General features: G+C 40.5%; 19 protein-coding genes. 12 read left to right on the top strand and 7 right to left on the bottom strand.

The genetic code is table 11. From position 1 onward, the window contains the following. The first annotated feature begins 231 nt into the window (after positions 1 to 231). The 9 genes from ACFO6W_RS23235 (at position 232) to ACFO6W_RS23195 (ending at position 7,970) form a co-directional block, all read left to right on the top strand. Positions 232 to 975: an MlaE family ABC transporter permease gene (locus ACFO6W_RS23235; protein ID WP_380001027.1), complete on the top strand. Its 744-nt coding sequence runs from the start codon at positions 232 to 234 to the stop codon at positions 973 to 975. Further along, a complete protein-coding gene (locus ACFO6W_RS23230) occupies positions 972 to 1,745 on the top strand; it encodes an ABC transporter ATP-binding protein (RefSeq protein ID WP_380001004.1) in 774 nt (257 codons plus the stop codon). Before ACFO6W_RS23235 ends, ACFO6W_RS23230 begins: the two co-directional genes overlap by 4 nt. Positions 1,746 to 1,830: 85 nt before the next feature. Then, positions 1,831 to 2,595 (top strand): exodeoxyribonuclease III, encoded by a 765-nt coding sequence (locus ACFO6W_RS23225; protein ID WP_380001002.1) that lies wholly within the window; start codon positions 1,831 to 1,833, stop codon positions 2,593 to 2,595. A 195-nt stretch (positions 2,596 to 2,790) separates the two neighbouring features. Further along, positions 2,791 to 3,552, top strand: coding sequence for a Fe-S cluster assembly ATPase SufC (gene sufC, locus ACFO6W_RS23220; RefSeq protein WP_296938290.1), 762 nt, complete (start codon positions 2,791 to 2,793; stop codon positions 3,550 to 3,552). Further along, entirely contained in the window at positions 3,552 to 4,892 is a 1,341-nt protein-coding gene (gene sufD, locus ACFO6W_RS23215) for a Fe-S cluster assembly protein SufD (protein ID WP_380000999.1), read from the top strand. The genes sufC and sufD overlap by 1 nt, the downstream gene beginning before the upstream one ends. A gap of 89 nt (positions 4,893 to 4,981) precedes the next feature. Then, positions 4,982 to 6,196 carry an aminotransferase class V-fold PLP-dependent enzyme gene (locus ACFO6W_RS23210; protein WP_380000997.1) on the top strand — a complete coding sequence of 405 codons (1,215 nt, stop codon included), beginning with the start codon at positions 4,982 to 4,984 and terminating at the stop codon, positions 6,194 to 6,196. Between the two features lie 94 nt (positions 6,197 to 6,290). Further along, entirely contained in the window at positions 6,291 to 7,142 is an 852-nt protein-coding gene (locus ACFO6W_RS23205) for an outer membrane protein assembly factor BamD (protein ID WP_380000995.1), read from the top strand. A gap of 36 nt (positions 7,143 to 7,178) precedes the next feature. Then, on the top strand, positions 7,179 to 7,511 hold the full coding sequence (locus ACFO6W_RS23200) for a DNA-directed RNA polymerase subunit omega (RefSeq protein WP_380000993.1): 333 nt from the start codon (positions 7,179 to 7,181) through the stop codon (positions 7,509 to 7,511). A gap of 9 nt (positions 7,512 to 7,520) precedes the next feature. Then, positions 7,521 to 7,970 carry a DUF4293 domain-containing protein gene (locus ACFO6W_RS23195; protein WP_291111267.1) on the top strand — a complete coding sequence of 150 codons (450 nt, stop codon included), beginning with the start codon at positions 7,521 to 7,523 and terminating at the stop codon, positions 7,968 to 7,970. 61 nt (positions 7,971 to 8,031) lie between these two features. Here ACFO6W_RS23195 and ACFO6W_RS23190 read toward each other — a convergent pair whose 3' ends face one another. The 5 genes from ACFO6W_RS23190 to ACFO6W_RS23170 form a co-directional block, all read right to left on the bottom strand. Further along, positions 8,032 to 9,207: a DUF418 domain-containing protein gene (locus tag ACFO6W_RS23190; protein ID WP_380000991.1), complete on the bottom strand. Its 1,176-nt coding sequence runs from the start codon at positions 9,205 to 9,207 to the stop codon at positions 8,032 to 8,034. 115 nt (positions 9,208 to 9,322) lie between these two features. After that, complete coding sequence (mfd, locus tag ACFO6W_RS23185) at positions 9,323 to 12,529, bottom strand: transcription-repair coupling factor (RefSeq protein ID WP_380001025.1); 3,207 nt, start codon at positions 12,527 to 12,529, stop codon at positions 9,323 to 9,325. A 277-nt stretch (positions 12,530 to 12,806) separates the two neighbouring features. After that, positions 12,807 to 13,955, bottom strand: a complete 1,149-nt coding sequence (locus ACFO6W_RS23180) for an iron-containing alcohol dehydrogenase (protein WP_380000989.1) — start codon at positions 13,953 to 13,955, stop codon at positions 12,807 to 12,809. A 329-nt stretch (positions 13,956 to 14,284) separates the two neighbouring features. Further along, positions 14,285 to 16,696, bottom strand: coding sequence for a TonB-dependent receptor (locus ACFO6W_RS23175; RefSeq protein WP_380000987.1), 2,412 nt, complete (start codon positions 16,694 to 16,696; stop codon positions 14,285 to 14,287). 592 nt (positions 16,697 to 17,288) lie between these two features. Next, the gene (locus tag ACFO6W_RS23170; RefSeq protein WP_380000985.1) at positions 17,289 to 17,726 is read right to left on the bottom strand and encodes an Hsp20/alpha crystallin family protein; all 438 of its coding nucleotides are present in this window, start codon (positions 17,724 to 17,726) and stop codon (positions 17,289 to 17,291) included. Positions 17,727 to 18,326: 600 nt separating this feature from the next. Between ACFO6W_RS23170 and ACFO6W_RS23165 the strand changes: the two genes are divergently transcribed. Together ACFO6W_RS23165 and ACFO6W_RS23160 are read left to right on the top strand one after the other, a co-directional pair. Beyond that, positions 18,327 to 18,908: a DUF3575 domain-containing protein gene (locus ACFO6W_RS23165; RefSeq protein ID WP_380000983.1), complete on the top strand. Its 582-nt coding sequence runs from the start codon at positions 18,327 to 18,329 to the stop codon at positions 18,906 to 18,908. 13 nt (positions 18,909 to 18,921) lie between these two features. Continuing rightward, positions 18,922 to 20,397, top strand: coding sequence for a DUF3868 domain-containing protein (locus ACFO6W_RS23160; RefSeq protein ID WP_380000981.1), 1,476 nt, complete (start codon positions 18,922 to 18,924; stop codon positions 20,395 to 20,397). Between the two features lie 394 nt (positions 20,398 to 20,791). Here ACFO6W_RS23160 and ACFO6W_RS23155 read toward each other — a convergent pair whose 3' ends face one another. After that, a complete protein-coding gene (locus ACFO6W_RS23155) occupies positions 20,792 to 21,787 on the bottom strand; it encodes a class II fructose-bisphosphate aldolase (protein WP_291111341.1) in 996 nt (331 codons plus the stop codon). A gap of 118 nt (positions 21,788 to 21,905) precedes the next feature. Beyond that, positions 21,906 to 22,811 (bottom strand): glycosyltransferase family protein, encoded by a 906-nt coding sequence (locus ACFO6W_RS23150; protein ID WP_380000978.1) that lies wholly within the window; start codon positions 22,809 to 22,811, stop codon positions 21,906 to 21,908. Between the two features lie 287 nt (positions 22,812 to 23,098). Here ACFO6W_RS23150 and ACFO6W_RS23145 point away from each other — a divergent pair, with 287 nt between their 5' ends. After that, a complete protein-coding gene (locus tag ACFO6W_RS23145) occupies positions 23,099 to 24,361 on the top strand; it encodes a putative DNA modification/repair radical SAM protein (protein WP_380000976.1) in 1,263 nt (420 codons plus the stop codon). Positions 24,362 to 24,372: the final 11 nt, after the last annotated feature.

The raw sequence follows: 24,372 nt of genomic DNA, 5'->3' as shown, positions 1-24,372 counted from the left end.
AAAATATTGATCCATATCATATGCCTGCTAAATTTAGCTAAAATGATTGTTGTACGGACAACAAGTACCGGTAGATTTTTGTTAATGTTATAACAAATAAAGCGGATTCATTCAACAGCCTATGTTTGCTGTGCTTAGGGAAATTTTAGAATGATACAAACTTACATTTATTAAAAAGATGTATCTTTGTCGGAGTTTTGTATTATTGCACAAAGAAATAATCAATATATGTTGACATCTCTTTTAGAAAAATTGGGACGATATACGCTTCTCATGCAAAAGGTTTTTACCAGGCCTCAGAAATGGAATGTATTTTTTCGTCAGTTCTTTACCGAAATGAGCAAGCTTGGAGTAAATTCCATCTGGATAGTTATCATTATCTCATTCTTTATCGGAGCCGTAATCGTAGTACAGATTAAGTTGAATATAGATTCTCCTTTTATGCCGCGATATACAGTGGGATATGTATCCCGTGAAATCCTGATCCTGGAATTCTCGTCCACTATCATGTGTCTTATATTAGCCGGGAAAGTAGGATCTAATATAGCCTCGGAAATAGGAACTATGCAGGTGACCGAACAGATAGACGCCCTCGAAATCATGGGTGTGAATTCGGCAAATTATATAATCCTGCCTAAAATTACAGCTTTGATGGCTTTCATTCCGGTGCTGGTGGTGTTGAGTATGGTGTTTGGTGTTATTGGTGGTTTTTCTGTTTGTATAATAGGGCAGATAATGCCTGCCGATACATTTCAATATGGTCTGCAATCATTCTTTAAAGAGTTTTATGTCTGGTATGCAATTATAAAAACGATAGTGTTTGCTTTCATCATAGCCTCCGTAGCTTCTTTTTACGGTTATTCGGCCAGAGGGGGTTCGCTGGATGTGGGTAAAGCCAGTACGGATTCTGTTGTGATGAGTAGTATCCTTGTGCTCGTGTCAGACTTGTTAATCACTCAATTGATGATGTCATGATAGAAGTAAAAAATTTAGATAAGTCGTTCGACGGCAGGGAAGTGCTGAAAGATATAAATATCGTATTCGAAGCAGGAAAAACCAATCTTATAATAGGCCGGAGCGGTTCGGGAAAAACTGTACTTCTCAAGAACTTAGTAGGTTTGATGCGACCTACCAGCGGGCAGATTCTGTACGATGGACGAGACCTTACAAAAATGAAAACGGCTGAGGTAAAAGCATTGCGTCAGGAGATGGGCATGATATTTCAGGGATCTGCATTATTTGATTCCATGACAGTATCTGAAAATGTCAACTTTCCGCTGATGATGTTTTCCGACATGTCGAGAGCCGAACAGGCAAAGCGTACACAATTCTGCCTCGAAAGGGTAAATCTTGCCGATTCAGGCCATTTATATCCCTCCGAAATAAGTGGAGGCATGATGAAGCGTTCGGCTATTGCCCGGGCTATTGCACTCAACCCGAAGTATCTGTTCTGTGATGAACCTAATTCAGGACTTGACCCTCAGACTTCATTGGTTATAGACGACCTGATACACGATATCACGAAAGAGTATAATATGACAACGATTATCAATACCCATGATATGAATTCGGTGATGGGGATCGGTGAGCGTATCAATTATATCAAAGAAGGAAATCTGGAATGGCAGGGTACGAGCGCCGACGTGATGTCTTCGACAAACGAAGATTTCAATGATTTCGTCTTTGCCTCCGACTTATTCAAAAAAGTGAAAGCTGCAGAAAACGAAGGAATAAAACTAACATAATAATTAGCAGATTCGGAAATTAGTAAATTTGAAAATGATGTTATTTACTAATTGATAGATATGCTAATTCGCTGGATTATAAACTATGAAAATAATATCATACAACGTTAACGGTATACGTGCTGCCGTAAATAAAGGGTTATACGAATGGATGGAAAAAGAATCGCCGGATATTCTTTGTCTGCAGGAGATAAAGGCGATGGAAGAACAGATAGATGTGCTGACCATTCAATCGTTGGGATATCATTATTATTTTCATTCTGCAGAGAAAAAAGGATATAGCGGAGTCGGCATCCTGACAAAAAAGAAACCCGATTTTGTGAAATCAGGTATGGATATGCCTGTATATGATAGAGAGGGTAGGGTACTTCGTGCCGATTATGGAGATATGACGGTGATCTGTGTCTATATCCCTTCCGGAACAATGGGCGATATACGTCAGGATATAAAAATGAAATTTCTGGCCGATTTCACCCATTTCATAAATGAACTACGGAAAGAAAGGCCTCAGATACTTATCTGCGGTGATTATAATATTTGTCACAAGCCAATAGATATCAGCCATCCTGAGCGTCATACCAAAGACTCAGGCTTCTTGCCTGAAGAGCGTCAGTGGTTTGACGAATATATTGCCACAGGATTGATAGATACTTTCCGTGTATATGACGAAAGTCCCGATAAATACAGTTGGTGGAGCTACCGGGCCGGAGCCAGAAGTAAGAATCTGGGCTGGCGTATCGACTACCATATCATATCGGAAGAAGCCAGACCCCGCCTTAATGGAGCGGCAATATTGAGCGATATAGATTTTTCGGATCATTGCCCGATAGTCGTGGAAATGGATTTTTGAAATAAATAGTCTGAATTATGTCTTTGGAGATATAGATTTAATAAATAACTAATAGCTTGTCATAAACAAGCTATTTTGCTTTTTATTTATTAATTTTGTGTCCGGAAGTCGTTACGACTTGAACATATATTATTTCTTAGTGTTAAAATGGTTAGTAAACACTGGGATTATTATTTAAACAACATAAAATTTATAATGGCAAACTTATTAAACATAAAAGACTTGCACGCCAATGTTGAAGGCAAGGAAATACTGAAAGGATTGAACCTTGAGGTTAACGAGGGCGAAATTCATGCAATTATGGGGCCTAACGGAGCAGGTAAAAGCACACTTGCTTCTGTACTTGTAGGTAATCCCAACTTTGAAGTAACAGAGGGAGAAATAGATTACAGAGGACACGATTTGTTGGATATGGACCCGGAAGACAGGGCGCGTGAAGGCCTTTTCCTTAGCTTCCAGTATCCTGTGGAAATACCGGGTGTAAGTATGACTAATTTCATGCGTGCTTCCCTTAACGAAATTCGTAAGCACCGGGAACAAGAACCGATATCGGCTTCTGACTTCCTGAAAATGATAAGAGAAAAAAGAGAACTTGTAGAACTGGATAAGGATCTTGCCGGACGTTCGGTAAACGAAGGTTTTTCGGGTGGAGAGAAAAAACGTAACGAGATATTTCAGATGGCCATGCTTGAGCCAAAGCTTGCAATACTGGACGAAACCGATTCCGGGCTTGATATCGATGCCCTTCGTATCGTTGCAGCCGGCGTTAACAAGCTGAGACGTAAAGATAACGCTACAGTGGTGATTACTCACTACCAACGCTTGCTGGACTATATTAAACCGGACTTTGTACACGTTCTTTACAAAGGGCGCATTGTAAAAAGTGCGGGGGCGGAGCTGGCTTTGGAACTGGAGGAAAAAGGTTACGATTGGATTATTAAAGAATTTCAGGAATAATGATAGAAAATCAATATATAGATATATTTAACCAGTACAGGGATAAAATCGATGCTAAATCTGCGCCGGAGCTGAACAGCCAACGCGATAAAGCATTCGAAGCCTTTCAGAAACAAGGTTTCCCCACAAAGAAACTGGAGGATTACCTTTATTTGGATGTGGCGGCGGAGTTTATGCCTGATTTTGGTCTCAACTTGAACCGTGTTCCGTTTCAGGGAAATCCATACGTGGCATTCAGGTGCGAGATTCCTAATATGACAACGAATCTGTATTTTGTACTGAACGATTTGTTTCATCAGGAACACAGTCCACACGTAGAATACCCTAAAGGTGTATTTGTAGGTAGCCTGAAAGAATTTGCAGAGCAGAAACCCGAAGTTTGCAGTAAATATTACGGACAAATAGCAGATGTGAATAACAATGGTATCATTGCATTTAATACTATGTTTGCCCAGGATGGCTTTGTAATATACGTGCCTAAAGGAGTGATCGTTGAAGAGCCGATACAATTAATCAACATTCTGAAAAGCGAGTTTAATTATCTGGTAAATCGCCGCATACTGATTATTGCGGAGGACGATGCTCAGGTGAAACTGCTTATTTGTGACCATACCGTGGACGAATCCCACTTTCTGGCTACTCAGGTAACTGAAATATATGCCGGACGGAATGCTATTGTAGACTGTTATGACCTGGAAGAAAATTCGGATAAGGTGACTCGGTTGACAAATACATTTGTATTACAAGAGGAATCTTCGAACGTACTGGTGAATAACATGACTTTGAATACAGGTGTAAGCCGTAATAACTATAATGTAAAACTGAACGGTGAACACGCCGAAGCATATGTATGCGGAATGGTTATCGCCGACAGGCAGCAATATGTAGATAACTTTGCATTCCTGGATCATGCTAAGCCACATTGCACCAGTACGCAGTTGTTTAAATATGTATTGCAGGATGAAGCTAAAGGTTCTTTTTGCGGTCGTATTCTGGTAGAGAAAGATGCTCAGAAAACAATGGCATACCAGTCTAATAACAATCTTTGCATCTCGCCGAATGCAAAAATGTATGCTAAACCACAGCTCGAAATATATGCCGACGATGTAAAATGTTCTCACGGACTTACTACCGGACAACTGGATGAGGAAGCGCTGTTCTATCTCCGTTCGCGTGGTATAGGATATGACGCCGCCAAACTGATGTTGATGCAGGCCTTTACGGCAGGAGTTTTGGAGCATGTGCGTATTCCGCGCCTGAGAGAAAGATTGCAGGATCTCGTTGAAAAACGTTTCCGTGGAGAAAATGCGCGCTGTGGAAATTGCCTGGTGTGCAAATAAGATTAGTAGTTATAAATTATAAGTTATGAGTTATAAGTCGCAGGTGCTTATTCTGTTGACTGCTAACTGCTAACTGCTAACTGAAAAAAATGAACATTGAAAAAATAAGAGCCGACTTTCCTATTCTTTCCACTGCTGTTTATGGTAAACCACTTATCTATTTCGATAATGGTGCTACCACTCAAAAACCCAAATGCGTAGTAGAAGAAATAGAAAAAGTATATTACACCACGAATGCAAATGTGCATCGTGGTGTACATCATTTAAGCCAACAGGCCACTGATTTGGCAGAAGAATCCCGTGCTGTGGTGCAGCAATTCATTAATGCAGAGCATAGTAGGGAAATTATCTTTACCAAAGGTACCACCGAATCAATCAATCTGGTGGCGCATAGTTTTTGCCAGCAGTTTTGTAAGGAGGGTGATGAAATCATTATTTCCGCAATGGAGCACCATGCCAATATTGTTTCGTGGCAATTACAGGAGGAGATAAGAGGCATACGGCTAAAGGTTATTCCGATCAACGAAAAAGGTGAGTTGAGGATGGATGAGTTTAAAAAGCTTATATCTCCCAAAACACGCTTGGTATCGGTTATGCATATTTCGAATGTATTGGGTACGGTGAATCCGATAGAAGATATTATTGAGATTGCGCATAGCCACGATATTCCGGTGCTAATAGATGCGGCACAGTCTGTGCAACACATGGAGGTGGATGTGCAAAAACTCGATTGTGATTTTCTGGTTTTCTCGGCACACAAAGTGTACGGGCCGAATGGAGTAGGGGTGCTTTACGGAAAAGAGAAGTGGCTGAACCTCATGCCCCCTTATCAGGGAGGTGGGGAAATGATAAGTCAGGTTTCATTTAAGAAGACGACATTCAATGAATTACCATTCAAATTTGAAGCAGGTACACCCAATTATCCGGATGTAATAGCCTTCGCAAAAGCTATAAACTATATAAAAAATATAGGACTGGACTCAATAAAAGAATACGAAGATCAGTTATTAAACTATTGTACCGATGAATTGAAGAAAATAGAAAATATCCGTATTTTCGGCACTTCTGACAATAAGAGCAGCGTTATTTCGTTTCTTATAGGAAATATTCATCATTACGATATGGGAATGCTTTTGGATAAAATGGGAATAGCTGTTCGTACAGGCCACCATTGTGCCCAGCCGCTTATGGAAGAGCTTGGTATAGAAGGTACTGTAAGGGTTTCGATTGCATTTTATAATACAAAGGAGGAGATAGATAAGCTTATTGAAGGCATAAAAAGGATAGTAACTATGTTTGGCTGATCATAGCTTTGAATCTCAAAAAAACATAATTGTAAAAGTTTATTTTCAAATTATAAAAGCTTTGTGTAAATTTGCAAACTAATTTTTGAGTAGAATGAAGATTAAAATTCTGTGTACACTGTTATTGGCCTTATTACTAGCTTCGTGCGGAGAGTATAATAAAATACTGAAAAGCCGCGATGCCGAGCTGAAATACACATATGCCAAGAAATATTTCGATGAAAAAAAATATGGTAGGACTACTACCTTGCTGGACGAAATTCTTTCTACATACACAGGCTCCTCCAAAGAGCAGGAGATTTTATTTTTGATGGCGCAAGCCTATTTCTACGATAAAGATTATACTACTGCTACTCAATATTATACAAGATACTATAACAAATTTCCTAAAGGGGACTATACCGAGCTGGCGAGGTTTAACGCTGCATACGGTCTGTATTTAGATTCACCTGATGCCCGTTTGGATCAGACAAGTACAATAAAGGGAATCCAGGAATTCCAGAGTTTCCTCGAGTATTTTCCTCAAAGTGAGAAGGCTCCCGAAGCGCAGGATTTAATGTTCAAACTGCAGGAAAAATTATCATACAAAGAGTTTTTGGCTGCCCGTCTTTATTTCAACTTAGGGTTGTATATGGGAAATAATTATGAATCCTGTATCGTTACAGCCCGTGAAGCATTAAAGAATTATCCGTTTTCGGAATTCTCTGAAGAATTTCAGATATTAATCGTGAGATCGAGATACGAACTGGCATATTATAGTATTGAAGAAAAGAAACCTACCCGCTATCGTGAACTGATGGACGAACATTTCAATTACAAGAATATGTTTCCCAGCGGAAAATACCTGAAAGAAAGCGAAAGATACTACCGCCAGGCTTTAAAAGCTCTCGGACAGGAAGTAGATCAGGTTACAAATGAGGCAGTACAACAGGAGTTAAGCAAATAAGCAAGATATTCTACTAATATAAATTTAAGGATTAAAATGGATTACAGAAAATCAAATGCAGCCAGTAATACAGTTACCAGAGACATGATGACTTTGTCGGAAGATACAGGTAATGTATATGAAACTGTGAGAATCATATCAAAACGTGCTAATCAGATCTCTGTTGAAATGAAACAGGATTTGGATAAAAAGCTGCAGGAATTTGCTTCATATAACGATAATTTGGAAGAAGTTTTCGAAAACAGGGAACAAATCGAGATTTCCCGTTATTATGAGAAGCTACCTAAGGCATCGCTGATCGCTGCCCAGGAATATACAGAAGGTAAACTTTACTACAGAAATCCAAATAAGGATAAAGACAACTTCTAAAAAATACGAATGATACAACGTATACAGACAGTATTTCTACTTTTGGTAGTGGTATTGATGGGGGCTACGGCTTTTTGCCCATTGGTTGAAATCGTAAACGGGACCCCTCAGTTGTCCACTGCTTTCCACTCTTACGGGATAGGAGTTGATTTTCCTACATGGGGAGTTCTGATTTTCGCTATTGCAAGCGGATTATTGGCATTCGTCAATATCTTTCTTTATAAGAAAAGAAAGTTGCAGATAAATATAGGCTATTTGACAGCTATCATGATAGTTGTATATTATATCACAGCTCTGGTATATATGAATGCTTTTTTAGCAAAAATAGATAGTGCTTATACTATGAATCTCCAGTTTGGCATTATACTTCCGGTTGTAGCGCTTATTTTTGATCTGTTGGCTATTTCGCGGATAAAGAAAGACGAAAAGCTGGTGAAATCATTGGATCGTATACGGTAATAAATAAGAAATAATTAAAAAAGGAGAAGATTTCAATCTTCTCCTTTTTTGTGTTATATGATTATTTTTTCTTTGCACCTATCCATGTCAGTTTCTTCCATACATATTCAAGTGGCCCATGTTTGTGGTTTTTCATCCACCAGTAGCAGAAGAAATATTGCAGTATAAATAATACTATTCCCAGCAGGAACGAATAAGTAATGCCCAGTTTATTATGCATTCCCAATCCCCAGTTATAGAAAATAAAGGAGCCTATTATAGATTGCATAATGTAATTAGTCAATGTCATTTTCCCGTAAGGGCGTAATTTATCCAGCAGGTTATGTCCTTTAGTAGTATGGTAATAGATAAGGATCACCAAAGAAACAAGGAAGGCCATAAAGCCCATATTGGCAAGCGATCTGATAATTAATCTTAATGGTGTCAGTATCGCGTCGTTTTCTATAAATCCGGAGAGCATACCTGCCAATCCATTCAGTGGGAAGAAGCAAATAATACCTATAACCAAAGCTTTCATCCAGAAACGGCTGTTCTTCTCATTATACAACAGTAAGCCTGCTTTTCCGATTACTATACCAAACATGAACAATGCCGGGGTCTGAAAGAAGCGTGCGTTCTCCCATGCCCATGTAAGACTGGCCAGTTGTCCGTCCCAAAGATTCATTTTCGCAGTCTCCAAAAATGTACCGTTAGTCTGTACTTCATAGGCTATTTTAAAATATTTGTCGGCCAGAGGCGCGTCCGAAACATAATCCGGATTGGCCAGCGCATATATGAGTTTGCCCCATTCCATCGGTTGTAACATGAGTACTGTAGCAATAATAACGACAGTCTTAATTTTTAGCCGGGCGACAAAGATGAGTGATATGCCCACGATGGAGTAGAGAACGAGTATTTCACCTGTAAAGAACATGGCATTTATATTTCCCCAGATAAACAACAGGAATAGCCGCCATAGGAAACGCAGCCTGAAATCATTACCGCGTTGCAACTGGTTGTTGTCCTGTATAAAGAAGCTGAATCCAAATAAGAGGGCAAAAATGCCATAGGCTTTCCCTCCAAAAATAAAGAAAAGGGAATCCCAGATGGATTTGTCTGTAAACTGTAACCAGGGACTGTCAATCTCCGGAAATGAATAAAAATTAAAATGTTCAATACTGTGAAGGAGAAAAATTCCCATAATGGAGAAGCCTCTCAGGGCATCCGCGACATCTATTCGCTGTTGTGTTTTAATCATGATAATCAGTTACAAAATTTAGAATTGCAAGGTATTACTATTTTTTATAAATAAATGTAGAATAATTATTCATCTTGGATGTACGGATTCGTCTTTTTAATATACGGACACGTTTTTACCCTATTATCTCCATCAAAACCATACAAGCCGTTTCTACATTCGGAATATGCTGGATACTTACCGAACGTTTGCCATTGCGTTCTTTCAGTTCGCAACTGCGCGGATATTTCTGTATATAATCCAGTAGTTTATCAAAGGCTTTCGACTGATAATAAGGAGATTCCGGATTGGATACGAGGAACAGGCTCATACGCCCGCCTTTCAGTACCACCTTTTCTATACCGAGTGTTTTCGCCAGTATTCTCAGGCGAACAATCATAATTAATTCACGCCCTTCGGGTGGTATTTTGCCAAAACGGTCTTCAAGACGTAGTGTGAAATTCTGAATGTCAGTTTCCCATTCCATATTGTCCAGCTCGCGATAAAGGGTGATACGTTCCGAATCGTTGGGGATATATGTGGCAGGGAACAGTAATTCCAGATCGCTTTCTATCTGTACGTCGTCCACGAAGTTATCCCCGGCTATTTTTTCGCCACTTTCTGCTTCATGGTAAATATCGGCGAATTCGTCATTCTTCAGTTCATTAACAGCTTCTGTCAATATTTTTTGATATACCTCATATCCTAAATCGGCGATAAATCCGCTCTGCTCTGCTCCGAGTAAATTTCCGGCACCCCGTATATCCAGGTCCTGCATGGCTATATGGAAGCCATGACCAAGTTCGGAAAAATTTTCTATTGCCTGTAAACGTCTTCTGGCCTCGGGGGTCAATGTATGGAGGGGAGGAGCAAGGAGGTATGCAAAAGCTTTTTTATTGCTTCGTCCCACACGTCCGCGGAGCTGGTGCAAATCACTCAGTCCGAAGTTCTGGGCATTGTTTACGATGATTGTATTTGCATTCGGGATATCTATTCCCGATTCTATGATGGATGTTGCGATCAATACGTCATATTCATGGTTTACGAAATCTATAATAACCGATTCCAGTTTGGCCGGGTCCATTTGTCCATGGCCGACTACCACCCGCGCATCTGGAACTTCGCGACGGATAATATCCTCCAGTTCGTAAATATTTTTTATCCGGTTGTTGATGAAGAATATCTGGCCATTACGGCTCATTTCAAATTCGATGGCTTCACGTATTATCTGCGGATCGAATGTATGCACTTCGGTCTGGATAGGGTAACGGTTTGGTGGCGGGGTAGTGATAGCCGATAAATCCCGTGCACCCATCAAGGAGAACTGTAATGTGCGTGGTATAGGAGTGGCTGTCATTGTGAGCGTATCCACATTCGATTTCATCTGTTTCAGCTTTTCCTTTACTGCTACCCCGAATTTTTGTTCCTCGTCTATTATCAGTAATCCGAGGTCTTTAAACTGTATATCCTTGCTCACTATGCGGTGAGTTCCTATAAGTACATCTACCTTACCCTCCTTCAGATCGTTCAGAGTTTCTTTTATCTGGTTTGCACTGCGGGCGCGGCTGATGTATTCTACACGGCACGGGAAATCCTTTAACCGCTCCCTGAATGTCTGGTAATGCTGGTATGCCAGTACGGTGGTAGGTACTAACACGGCTACTTGTTTATTGTCCGACACAGCTTTGAAAGCCCCCCGGATAGCAACTTCCGTTTTTCCGAAACCTACATCGCCACATATGAGGCGGTCCATCGGTTTGCTGTTTTCCATGTCCTGCTTTACATCCGAAGTAGCTTTTACCTGGTCGGGCGTATCCTCATAGATGAAGGATGCTTCCAGTTCATGCTGCAAGAATGAATCGGGGGAAAATTTGAACCCTTCTTCCTGACGTCGCTTAGCATATAGTTCTATCAGGTCGCGGGCAATATCTTTTACTTTGCTTTTAGTCTTCTCCTTTATTTTGTTCCATGCGCCGGTCCCCAGTTTGTTGATACGGGGCGGTTCACCTTCTTTGCCTCTGTACTTGGATATTTTATGCAGGGCATGCAGTGATACAAAGATGGAGTCGTTGTTGAGATATATCAGCTTGATAAGCTCCTGCATCTTCCCGTTCATATCGGAGCGGACAAGCCCGCCGAACTGTCCTACACCGTGGTCGATATGCACAATGTAGTCGCCTATCTGAAATTGTTGCAGTTCTTTGAGTGATAGGGCGAACTTACCGGAGCGTACCCTGTCCGATTTCAGATTATATTTATGATAGCGGTCAAATAACTGGTGGTCGGTAAAGCAACATATTTTCAATGTTTCGTCACTGAATCCTTCCGATAATGTTCTTTCTACAGGTATGAATGTAATATCGTCGCCCCTGTCTTCGAAGATAGATTGGAGGCGCTTGTGCTGCTTTTCGCTATCGCTCAGGATGTATATTTTGAAGCCTTTCTCTATATCCTTGTGAAAAGTCTCGCTTATCAGGTCAAAGTTTTTATGGAAAGGTGGTTGCAGGTTTGTTTCAAACTCAATGGTTGCTTGGGGTACACCGCCTGCTCTTGCTCCGAAATGAATATGCCTGAATCCGTTTATCAGGTCTGCATACTCTTCCCTGTCTGATAATTTATTCTGTATATCTTTTTCATATTCGGGATTATCCAGTATCGTAGAATCATTATAGACAGATTCTATTTTTTCTTCTGCCCATGCAAAGTCCTTGAATCCGATAACACTGTCCCCGGGTATCAGCCTCAATAAAGAGTCCCTGTCCAGGTCATCTTTCTGCATATCAGGTATAATCTGTATCTGCTGCAAACGCTCTTTCGATAACTGTGTTTCTATATCGAATGTGCGTATTGTGCTTACCTCATCGCCGAAAAAGTCGATGCGATATGGGAATTCATAAGAGAATGAGAATACGTCGAGAATACTTCCGCGAATAGCATACTGCCCCGGTTCGTAAACATAGTCTACATATTCGAATCCGAAGCTGTCCAGCATTTCCGATACAAAGCTGCGGTCTACTTCTTCATTTACATTGATGTGTATTGTATTTTTTTCCAGAATGCTTTTTGCAACAACTTTCTCTGCAAGCGCCTCCGGGTATGTGACTATAATCAGATGCTTGTTATCAGTTTGCAATTTACCCATCACTTCGGTACGGAGTATTTCATTTGCAGCATCTATCTGCCCGTATTTGATCGCACGTTTATAGGCTGACGGGAAAAACAGTACTTTGTCCGTATCCAGTATCTGTATCAGATCGTGATAAAAATAGCCTGCACTTTCGAGGTCGTTCAGAATGTACAGGAAACAATCGTTTGTTTTGTGATAAATGGCTGCTGCAAACATCGCAGCCGATGATCCGTATAATCCTTTTGCATAAATATTTTTATATTTTGGTAAAATATTTACAACAGCAGGTATGTTTTTGTGAGACTCGAAAACCTCTTGTAAAACAGCTAATTTCAATGTAGTAAATTTATAAAATTTCGGGATACAAAAGTAGTAAAAACATACTACAAATTCTATACCAATATTTAATTCTGACTTGAATTAACCAGGTGAATCAATAATAAAAGAGCGAGAACCATAAATCCTCACTCTTTCTACTGGATAAAATACGATATTATTTTCTTAATGTCAGTATTTCTTTTATGGTATCGGATGTAATATTGTGGCATTCGCCTAATTTCCAGCCGCGGTCAGCTAAGCGTTTACTCACCTTTTCGATGGCTTCATCACCCAAACTATAATCGCCCAGATGTGTTTTGACTCCCATCGTTTCAAAAAAGTTCTCCACAGCCTTTATTGTCTTTTCTATTGCCCCGTCACCCTGTATGCCGAATACTTCACGGCCGAGGCGGATTATCTTTTTCGACTTCTGTTCTTTCAGCACGGCCATTACTCCCGGTAATACGATGGCTAATGTTTGCGCATGGTCTAAGCCGTAGAATGCTGTAATTTCATGTCCGATCATATGTGTAGCCCAGTCCTGAGGTACGCCACAGTTTATCCATCCGTTCAGTGCCCATGTTGAAGCCCACATCAGATTCGCCCGCACATCATAATTATCAGGGTTGCTTAAAGCCTTCGGACCTTCTTCTACCAGTGTTTTTACAATGGCTTCGGCCATATTGTCCTGCAATAAGGAATTACTCTCGCTATATGTGAGGTATTGCTCCATCACATGTACAAACGCATCTACAACACCATTCCCTACCTGGCGTGCAGGCAGGCTGAATGTTACTGCAGGGTCGAGTACAGAGAATAAAGGATAAGTAAAATCGGAAGAGAAGGCCAGCTTTTCTACTGTAGATACACGGGTGATAACTCCTCCGTTGTTCATTTCCGAGCCTGTGGCCGGCAAAGTAATAATGTCGGCAAAAGGCATCGCTTTTTTTATCTCACTGCCTTTCGACAGGATATCCCAAGGTTCGCTACCTTCGAAAAGGGCAGCCGCCGCAATAAATTTTGTAGCATCAAGCACCGAGCCTCCACCAACGGACAGAAGAAAGGTGATCCCTTTTTTCTTGATAAATTCCACAGCTTTCATACAAGTTTCGTAGTGCGGATTAGGTTCTATTCCTGCGAATTCGTACCATTCAAAGCCTTCGAGGGCCTTCACCGTCTGGTCGTATACTCCGTTCTTTTTGATACTGCCACCACCGTAAGTAATCAATACTTTGCTACCCTGTGGTATTTCGTTTGTTATTTCCTTGATTGTATCTTTCCCAAATATGATTTTTACGGGATTTGCATAAGCGAAGTTGTTCATAATTGTATCTTTTGTAATTGGAACAAAGGTATATCATTTGATAGAATATGTATATGCTTTAATTATTAAAGTTGTTAAAAACTATTCAAATGAGAGACAGTTTCCGGATACTCCGCAATAAGCCCCTTTTTAGTAGAAGCGATTAGTCTATAAACAGTCTTGTCGCTCATATATAAGTGAAACAATCTATTCCTTTCCGAATATTCCCTCTGTAGTCCTTATGCAAAATAAAATTCAAAAAATGACACAAATATACCTGATGTAGTGGTTGGTTGTCAATAGTGATGCGGTAATAATCAGGGAGTGTTCCGTAGAAATGGAGTAGACTCTTAAAATTCTGCCAGCAACCGCACGTTCAGCTGTCTTCCCGTCAGGTAATTAGGTACGGCATGGTGTTGATTATTCACATCGGTTATCCAATAATAAGTATTTGTATTCTGCATGTCGAAGATGTTAAACGCATCCAGTCCCAGCCATATATTTTTAAAGGCTTTACAGAATGAATTCCTGTCACGGATAGCAAAATCCTCTCCCAGTACCAGCCATGAGAAACCGATGTCGATACGTTTATAATCCGGTGTGCGGAAATATCCGGTTTCGTATCCTTTGTACGGGGCGGATACAGGTAATCCTTGCGACCATAGACCGCGCAGACTCATTTTCAAGCGTTCATATCCGGGAAAATAATCCTGGTAGAAGAGTGCGAGGTTGAATCGCTGGTCGGTAGGCAGAGGCACTTTTACCCCGTTTATATCCTGTTCGGTTTTCATGAATGACAGGCTTATCCAACTATCTGCCCCGGGAATAAATTCACCGTATAATTTTACGTCAGCTCCCATCGAGTAGCCTTTGGAGGAGTTCTCGCCTGTGTATCTTATCTTTACATTGTTGACAGTATATGGTACAAGATCGGATAATTTTTTGTAATATATTTCACCTGATAATTTGAACGGGGGAATGTTCTTCTGTATATCCCGTCCGAAGTAATAGTCGGCGCCCAATACGATATGTATCGATTTCTGTGACTTGATATCTTTATTCAGTTCTATGATATTATTCCCGTCTATATTAACAATGCGCTGGAATTCTTTATAAAAAGGAGCCTGGTAATATATTCCTCCCGCTACCCGCAATGAAAGACTTTCCAACTTTGCAGGGACAAAAGCCAAAGCTCCGCGCGGACTTACAATCAGTTCTTCGTTGAAAGTCCAGTAACTGGCCCGCACCCCGGCGTTTAGAATGAATAAGCCTGCGCCTGTACTAAAATTGTAGGTGTCCTGTATATATCCCGAAATACGGGTGGGGTTGATTTTATTATCCGATTTCAGGTTTGAAAATACATTCACATCTGTTCCGGTACTCGGTAAGGAGAATCCCGCCGAGTCGCGCATTTCCCATTCCTTTATTTTATCGTTTATTTTTTCCTTTTGATAGCTGATACTCCATTTCAGCATGTTCCGGTCTATTTTCAGATTACCGGAATGAGTGAAAGTATATACATCCGATTTTAATTTATTTCGTGCGTGTTCATGGTAGGTGCCTATAGCCAGTTGTGAGCCGATATTTTCATCCTCGCCCACTAAACTTGTTTCCTGTAAAAGATAACGACCGTCTATATCGTAACGTTCCTGTTCATCTGATGAAAAAGCGGAGGCTGTAAGTCCGATATTCAGGTTGTCTGTGATCTTTCCTTTTAATATTAAAGCCCCTTGGTAAGTGAGAAATTTATCATTTTCCCAGCCGTTGAAATGTACCGTAAATGTGCGGGGAGACGTTAATGTTCCAAATGATGTTTTGCGTGTTTCGGGTGTAAATTCATATTTATTATGGGAATAATTCCCTAGGAAACCGGCTTCCCATTTAGTACCCGGCTTATAGGTGATATATGTCTGGAAATCGAGGAAAGAAGGATCATACTCGGCTTTGGTATCGGTGGTACTCAACAGGGAGCGCAATGTCTTATACCTGACACTGGTAACCTGGGAAAATTTTTCGGTGGAATTACCTGCATATATCTCTCCGCCGAGCAGCCCTGCCGAAACAGCGCCTTCGAACCGTTGTGGCCTTTTATAGGTAATATCCAATACCGACGACATCTTATCCCCATACTCGGCGCTGAAGCCTCCGGCAGAAAACCCCACTTTTTGAACCATATTGGGATTGATAAAACTAAGTCCTTCCTGCTGCGCTGAACGCACAAGCAGGGGACGATATATCTCTATGCCGTTCACATAAACGATGTTTTCATCAAAGTTCCCGCCACGTACCGAATATTGGCTACTCAGTTCGTTTGTAGAGCTTACCCCTCCCATAGTGGCCAGGAGTGATTCTATGCTGTTCCACGGATTTGAGGGACGCTTGGCGGCTATATAGTCGATTCGTCCGATTACAGTAGTTACCATGCGTTCACCTTCCACAGTGACAGGTGCAAGGCTGTTATCTTCCTCGTGGAGTGTAACACTCAGGTTGAAATCTTTTGTTAACTCAGGTATGACATACAGGTGCTTCCGGTAGCCGATCAGTGAGAAAATGAGCTTGACGGAATCGCCGGGAAATGCTTCCAGTTCATAGAATCCGTAACTATTTGTATATACTCCATTGCTTGTGTCCGGTTGCGATACCGACACTTGTTCCAACGGACGGTAATGCTTATCTGTAACTATTCCTGCAATTTTCACTTTCTGCGCATAGGAAGAAACCGAAATAAAAAAGAGTAATAACAGGAATTGTTTCTTTGACATTGCTTAGTTTTTGGTTTTTATAAAAAACAAATTTATGGATATATTTCCGGAGAACAAATAATTATTACGGATTATATTTATCTATATCTACGGGTATTGGCGAATACCCGTAATGCTCTTTATATTTGATGAAAGGGTAAAAGTAACAGTTAGAAAAATATGTTACATGTGTTACTTTTTAACATGTCGTAAGTTTTAAGCAATAGGTTGAAAGTTATATGAGATACGAGTAGACAAGACACGAGATACGAGTTGTTTACTGCTAACTGTTTACTGTTTACTGAAAAATGTGTTACTTCTGTTACCTTTTAACTATATATTGTGAATATAGGTTAATTTTAAGCGGTCTTTGATATATTGATTATTAAATACGGGTTACCTGTTATTCTGGGAAGTGTTACCTTTTTAGGTTTTCAGTATGGGGCGAGCTTTGCGACTGTTTTCTGTGGAGTGGGCAGACGTAATATTTGTTACATCTGTTACTTTTTATGAAGAACAGGCAGGGACTTATTGCATGAAAATCAAAAAAGGCTACCCGAATATCGAGTAACCTTTTCTATTCACCTAAAAACCTAAATTAAAACCTATGCAGTTATTGTATCTCTATCTTCTTCACTTTGTCTTCGATAGCCTTGTCTTGTTTAGGCAGTGTGATTTGCAGAATTCCGTCTTTTTGCACAGCTGAGATATTGTCAGTGTCTATATCTTCCGGAATAGTGAAGCTACGGGTGAAAGAAGATTTTTTGAATTCGCGGCGAAGCACTTTTTCGTTTTCGTCTTTTTCTTCACTTTTTACTTCATTCTGAGCCGAGATTTTAAGCACATCATTTTCTATTTCTATTTTGATGTCTTCTTTGTTGAATCCTGGAACAGACAATTCAATGCTGAATGCCTTTTCATTTTCTGAAACATTGGTGGCCGGAAGGTATGTATTCCCGAAACCGTTCAATACTTCATCATTGATGTAATTAGAAAAGAATGCAGGGAAAAAACTACCGCTTCTGTCGTACCTTCTAAGTTGATTTCTCATAATCTGATCCTCCTTAAATTTATTTTTAGTTTAATCTTAATATTATACATTTTCATATCTGTAAAGTATATAGCAAAAAGTATGCAAAAGTGACTAATTGGCATATATTAGCTGTGTGAAAATATTTTAAATATCAAATTCAAATGTTAACTATTTTGTAATGAGTTGTTTTTAGCTATTTGTAGTGTGGCATGTATAAATCAATTATAGTGACATAATGTCATGTTGTGGGGTTGGAGTTTAAAATGGACGAGAAAAAGACTGTCCGATGTGTTGGAAATTTAAAAATTGAAAAAGTGACAGAGGAGGAAAATGGGTATAATCTGTAACTTTTGTCAACTTTTAGACGATACTTACAAGCATGCGGGTAAAAAGGGCTTCATTATTCATTTTTCTACCATCCGTAAAAGGAATATATTAGCAGAATATACGACATTGTTTATCTAGAATGTCTGTAAATCAATATTTTCGGTGCTAATGAAAACTTTTCCGATTTAAATTTTGTTTATATACAAACAAGAAACCCAGCGCATCCGGGTGCTTATATTTCGTGTTTCGTTTTACAGATTACGACAAATTTTTAAGAAAAAAAGCACAATAATGATTAAGAGACTTTTTTTAACATGCATTGTTCTCGCAATTGTGCATATAGTATATGGTCAGGAGGAACGGAAAGAGGCTTACTTACCCATTTTTGCATTGAAGACAAACGCGTTGTACTGGACCACAACTACCCCAAACCTGAGTATCGAATTCGGCTTATCCGGGAAGTTTACATTGGAAATATCGGGTAACTATAATCCGTGGACATTTTCCGATAACAGGAAACTGAAACATTGGCTTGTCCAACCCGAACTGAGATATTGGCTTTGTGAACGATTCAATGGCCATTTTTTCGGTTTACACGGCCACTATGCCGAATATAATGTAGGTGGTATCAAGCAACTGGGATTAAAAGAACATCGTTATGAGGGTAATCTTTGGGGAGGAGGCATATCGTACGGATATCATTGGATTCTGAGTAATCACTGGAGTATAGAAGCTACTATCGGGGTCGGTTATGCTCACCTGGACTACGACAAATACAAATGCGAGCAGTGCGGAACAAAAATCAAAGATGATACGAAAAATTACTGGGGTCCTACAAAAGCCGGCTTAAGCATAATTTACGTTCTCAGATAAAAGTAAGATCAGGATGAAAAAAATATTAAATATCGGCATAATCGTATTGTTGTTTGTATTGGCTATGCCTCTTATGTCACAACAGATTTACAAAGGGCAAATAAGTATAGCTTCGGGCGAAATGATACGTGAAGGCGATTTCCTGTATGTACATATGATAATAGATATGTCAGGCTTGAGACTGGATAAAAACCGTTCACTTACCCTGGCTCCGCTATTGACCAACGGCAGCCATGACAAGGAATTACCCGATGTGCTTATTAATGGTACTACGCGTCATAAAGCCTATCTAAGGGCACAGGCTCTGGGTGGTGGGAAGAGTGCGAATACATCATATAGTGTGGTCAAACTGGATAGAAAATCGAAAGGTCCGCTGCATTATAAACAAACCATCCCTTACGAGAAGTGGATGGATACGGCTCATCTGGATATGAAAGAAGTCCTTTGCGGATGTGGAGGATATGAACAGGAAGTAGCTATGGAGAGGGTAATAGAAAATGTGCCGCCGCTGGTGATAACTCCATATATAATGATTCCTCAGCTGGCGTATATACAGCCTAAGGTGGAAGATGTGAAATCGCGTAAAGAACAATGGGATGTATATTTGGATTTTCCGGTAAATAAGACGGATATCTTGTCCGATTATATGGGGAACCCCGTAGAACTATCTAAAATAGAGCGTATGCTTAAGGCTGTGAAGGCTGATAATAATCTGACTGTAACGCGCATTGATATTTCGGGTTATGCTTCACCTGAAGGCCTTGTAGGGGATAACGAAAAATTGTCGAGGGGTAGGGCAGAGGCATTTAAGAAATACCTGGCATCGAAACTGGATTTTTCTGCTGGTATATATAAGGTAGAATATGGCGGGGAAAACTGGGATGGACTGCTTGCCGCGTTAGAGGCCTCGGATATGGAAGATAAAGATGCGGTTATTGATATAATAAAGAATACACGCGATTTAGCCACACGTAAAGCAAGACTCAGAGGCCTGAATAACGGATTGCCTTATCAGCAGATGCTGAAGGAAATATACCCGAGATTGCGTAAAGTGGAGTCGTCAGCTATTTATAATGTGAAAGGATTTGACGTAGCAGAGGCAAAAGAAGTGATCAAGTCGCGTCCGCAACAGTTGAGTCTGGATGAAATGTTCCGTATTGCAAATTCCTATGAGGCAGGTAGTAACGATTTCATCGATGTATTTGAAACAGCAGTAAGAATGTTCCCGGATGATGAAATCGCCAATCTGAATGCTGCGGCTGCGGCCTTGTCGGCAAACAATCCGGTAAACGCAGAGAAGTATCTGAAAAAATCGAATGTGAATTCCGCGGAATATGCAAACAATATAGGAGTCCTGTATCTTTTGAGCGGTGATGTGGACAGGGCGAAAATCCAGTTTGGCAAGGCTGCCGAAAGTGGCATAGAGGCTGCGAAATATAACTTGAAAGAAGTGGAAAAGAAAATAGAAAATGACGCTCAGATTAAATAATCAGGTTAGTTTTTATAATTAATGAGAATCACCAGTTGGATTTTAACGTTCTGTTTTTAGTTACAGGTTACTACGCCCTGCGGGCAGTTACAAGTTACGAGTCGGCTGATACACATATGGCTAAAGCCTGAAGAGCCTTTGTCTTGTCGCCGCATCGCGATTCCGGCCTCGTCCCGCAGGCGGGGTACCCAATCCGTAAAGCGCCCGCTCGCGCAGACGTCCCGTCTGTGTGTTGCGTAGCAAACATTTTGCCCCACCGAAGCTGCGGTTTTGGGTCGCCGGGGGATGCAGCCTTGATTAATTATTTCAGCTACAAATTGAGACGATTACTTATTATAAAAAAAGAAGCTGCCCCATCGGGGCAGCTTCCTTCTATTATTTAGGCTTATTGATATTAAGCTTTTCCTGCACTACCAAGCACTGCTTCTATTTTGTGCTTGTATAGTTTTTTCATGTTATCGCGGGCTGGTCCGAGATATTTACGAGGGTCAAACTCAGCTGGTTTAGTAGCAAATACTTCACGTACAGCAGCAGTCATAGCCAGACGGCTGTCTGAGTCGATATTGATTTTGCATACTGCTGATTTTGCAGCTTTGCGAAGTTGCTCTTCAGGGATACCGATTGCATCTTTAAGCGCACCACCATATTTGTTGATAGTTTCAACTTCTTCCTGTGGTACAGAAGATGCTCCGTGAAGTACGATAGGGAATCCCGGAAGTTCTTTTTCGCATTCTTCCAATACGTCGAAACGCAATGGAGGCGGAACAAGGTGACCGTTAGCGTCTCTTGTACATTGTTCCGGAGTAAATTTGTTTGCTCCGTGAGAAGTACCGATAGAAATAGCCAATGAATCACATCCGGTTTTTGTAACGAAATCCACTACTTCTTCAGGTTTTGTATAAGTGTGGTGTTCTGCAGACACTTCGTCTTCTACACCGGCCAATACTCCTAGTTCTCCTTCAACTGTTACATCGAACTGATGAGCATATTCCACTACTTTTTTAGTAAGAGCTACGTTTTCATCATATGGAAGGTGAGAACCGTCGATCATCACAGAAGAAAATCCTGAATCGATACAGTCTTTACAAGTTTCGAAAGTATCGCCATGGTCTAAATGAAGTACGATTTGCGGTTTTTCCCAACCTAAGCTTTTTGCATATTCTACAGCACCTTGAAGCATATAACGCAACAAGATAGGGTTTGCATATTGACGGGCACCTTTAGATGCCTGTACGATAACCGGTGACTTTGTTTCAGCAGCAGCCTGAACGATAGCCTGTAACTGCTCCATGTTGTTAACATTGAACGCAGGAATAGCATATCCGCCTTTTACTGCTTTAGCAAACATTTCTTTAGTGTTCACTAATCCCAAGTCTTTGTAACTTACCATTGTTTTTGAATTTTTTATTTATAATAATTATGAATAGAATAAATCTTTTAATCGTTACAAAAGTAACAAATTTATACGATATTAAGTACCTAAAAAAGATAAAATAACCTAATCCGCGTTATTTCCACAATGGGCTTGGGTACTCTCCGGTCTCTACCAGTTTATGCAGTTTTTCCACCACACCTTCCCTGTCTTCGGCATATGTCACTCCAAACCATTTTGAAGGAGTATCCAAAACCTTCACATCGGCTGTCTTATTTACTATAAGGTGGTCTACCATCAACGGGATAAAGTATTCAGCCTTGTGATTACCGGCGTTCTGTTCGAGGAATTTGATAAAATATTTTTCGGAATGTTCGAAATAATCCGGTGTGAATCCCCACATATTCATCGATACAGGAGCATTTTCAGGCAGTTCGAACCAATAATTTTCGGCATCTTTATATTGAATCTTTCCGTCTTTAAGTTCGATATGCGTACGTTCAACCACGCTTTTCAGAAAATGATTGCTATCTGTTTCGCAAACACCTCTGGCTACTGCCCCGCTTTCAGACAATGTATTGCTCAAACGATAGCCCACCATGCAATAATGGTTTGCGGTACCGTTCATTTTATTCAATTGCTCAGCCAGGATAGCATAGCTCTCACGGCCGTAAAAGTCGTCGGCATTGATAACCGCGAATGGTTCTTTGATAACATCTTTAGCCATCATCACGGCATGATTCGTACCCCATGGTTTTTGCCTGTCGGGATGCAGTTCAAATCCTTCCGGCAGATTGTCCAGTTCCTGATAAACTACTTCTACCGGAATATGGTCTTCATATTTGGAAACGATTTTTTCACGGAAGTCCTTGTCAAATGATTTACGGATAACGAAAACGACTTTCCCGAATCCTGCTCTAAGGGCGTCATAGATGGAATAATCCATGATCGTTTCGCCGTTAGGCCCAAGCCCGTCCATTTGTTTAAGGCTGCCATACCGGCTTCCCATACCGGCAGCTAATACATACAAAGTAGGTTTCATAATAAATATTTTTCAGTTAAATTTTTGAAGCCACAAAGATAAACTTTTAAGGCTTAAATCTGATAAATTTCCACAATTATTGAACTTTCATCTGTCAAAAAGATAAATATTATTCTTACAGAATATTGATAAAACTGTCTTTTGCGCTTTTGCGGGTATAATTACTTTTATTATTTAACAGCTAAATAATGGCAATAATATGAGCTTATTTACTTTTCAACATCATATCAATTTTTAATGTTATTTGATACAAATCTGTCATCTTAAATGCTTTCCTTTGTAATAAGATGAATGATAATGTACTCGAAAAACTAAAAGTATTGGCAGAATCAGCGAAGTACGATGTTTCCTGTTCTTCCAGTGGTACTGTCCGCAAAAACAAAGCGGGCGGGATGGGAAATACTGTTGGCGGGATGGGTATTTGTCATAGTTTTACAGAAGATGGAAGATGCGTTTCCCTACTTAAAATCATGCTTACAAACTTTTGTATCTATGATTGTGCATACTGCATAAACCGCAGGACAAACGACATTCGCCGGGCAACGTTTACCGTACAGGAACTGGTGGAACTCACCATCGAGTTTTATCGGCGTAATTATATAGAGGGGCTTTTCCTTAGTTCGGGTGTCATCAACAATCCCGACTATACAATGGAGCGTATGGTGCGGGTAGTCAAAGACCTGCGCACAGTACACCGCTTCAATGGGTACATACATATGAAAAGTATTCCCGGAGCAAGTCAGGAGTTGATAAGTGAAGCCGGGCTTTATGCCGATCGTATGAGCGTGAATCTGGAAATACCTACCGAAGCGAACCTGAAACTGTTGGCTCCCGAAAAGGATCACCGCAGCGTATATAAACCGATGCGCTACATACAAATAGGTATGCAGCAAAGCATTGAGGATCGGCGTAAATTTCGTTCTGCGCCTCGTTTTGTCCCGGCAGGACAAAGCACACAGATGATTGTGGGAGCCACAAATGAAAAGGATAAGGACATTTTGCGGGTATCGTCCATCCTCTATCAGCAGACGCAGATGCGGAGGGTTTATTATTCGGGGTTCATTCCGGTGAATAGCTACGACAGCCGTTTACCTGCCCTGAAACAAGCTCCCCTGGTAAGAGAAAACCGTCTCTATCAGGCCGATTGGCTTATGCGGTTTTACCAGTACCGTGCCGATGAAATTGTAGATGATGCTTACCCCGATCTGGACCTAGAAATCGATCCTAAACTGGTCTGGGCACTCCGGCATCCCGAAGCATTCCCTATAGATATAAATAAGGCGGATTATGCAATGATTCTTCGTGTGCCGGGTATTGGCGTAAAGTCCGCGCAATTTATCGTGATGTCACGCAGGCATGGCCGGATAAATGCATCGCAACTGAAAAAGATAGGTGTGGTAATGAAGAAGGCGCAATATTTCATTACATGCAACGAACTGCCAATGTACACTGTAAATGAAGCGACTCCGGAGTATATTCGCAAAATCCTTACAGAACCGAAGAAAAAGGAAATAGATGATAAACAGTTGTCGATTCTTTTTCCGGATTAGGATCATACTGA

It is taken from the genome of Dysgonomonas termitidis (assembly GCF_042654545.1).
Classification (GTDB): domain Bacteria; phylum Bacteroidota; class Bacteroidia; order Bacteroidales; family Dysgonomonadaceae; genus Dysgonomonas; species Dysgonomonas termitidis.
This window is presented reverse-complemented; position numbering and strand designations above follow the sequence as displayed.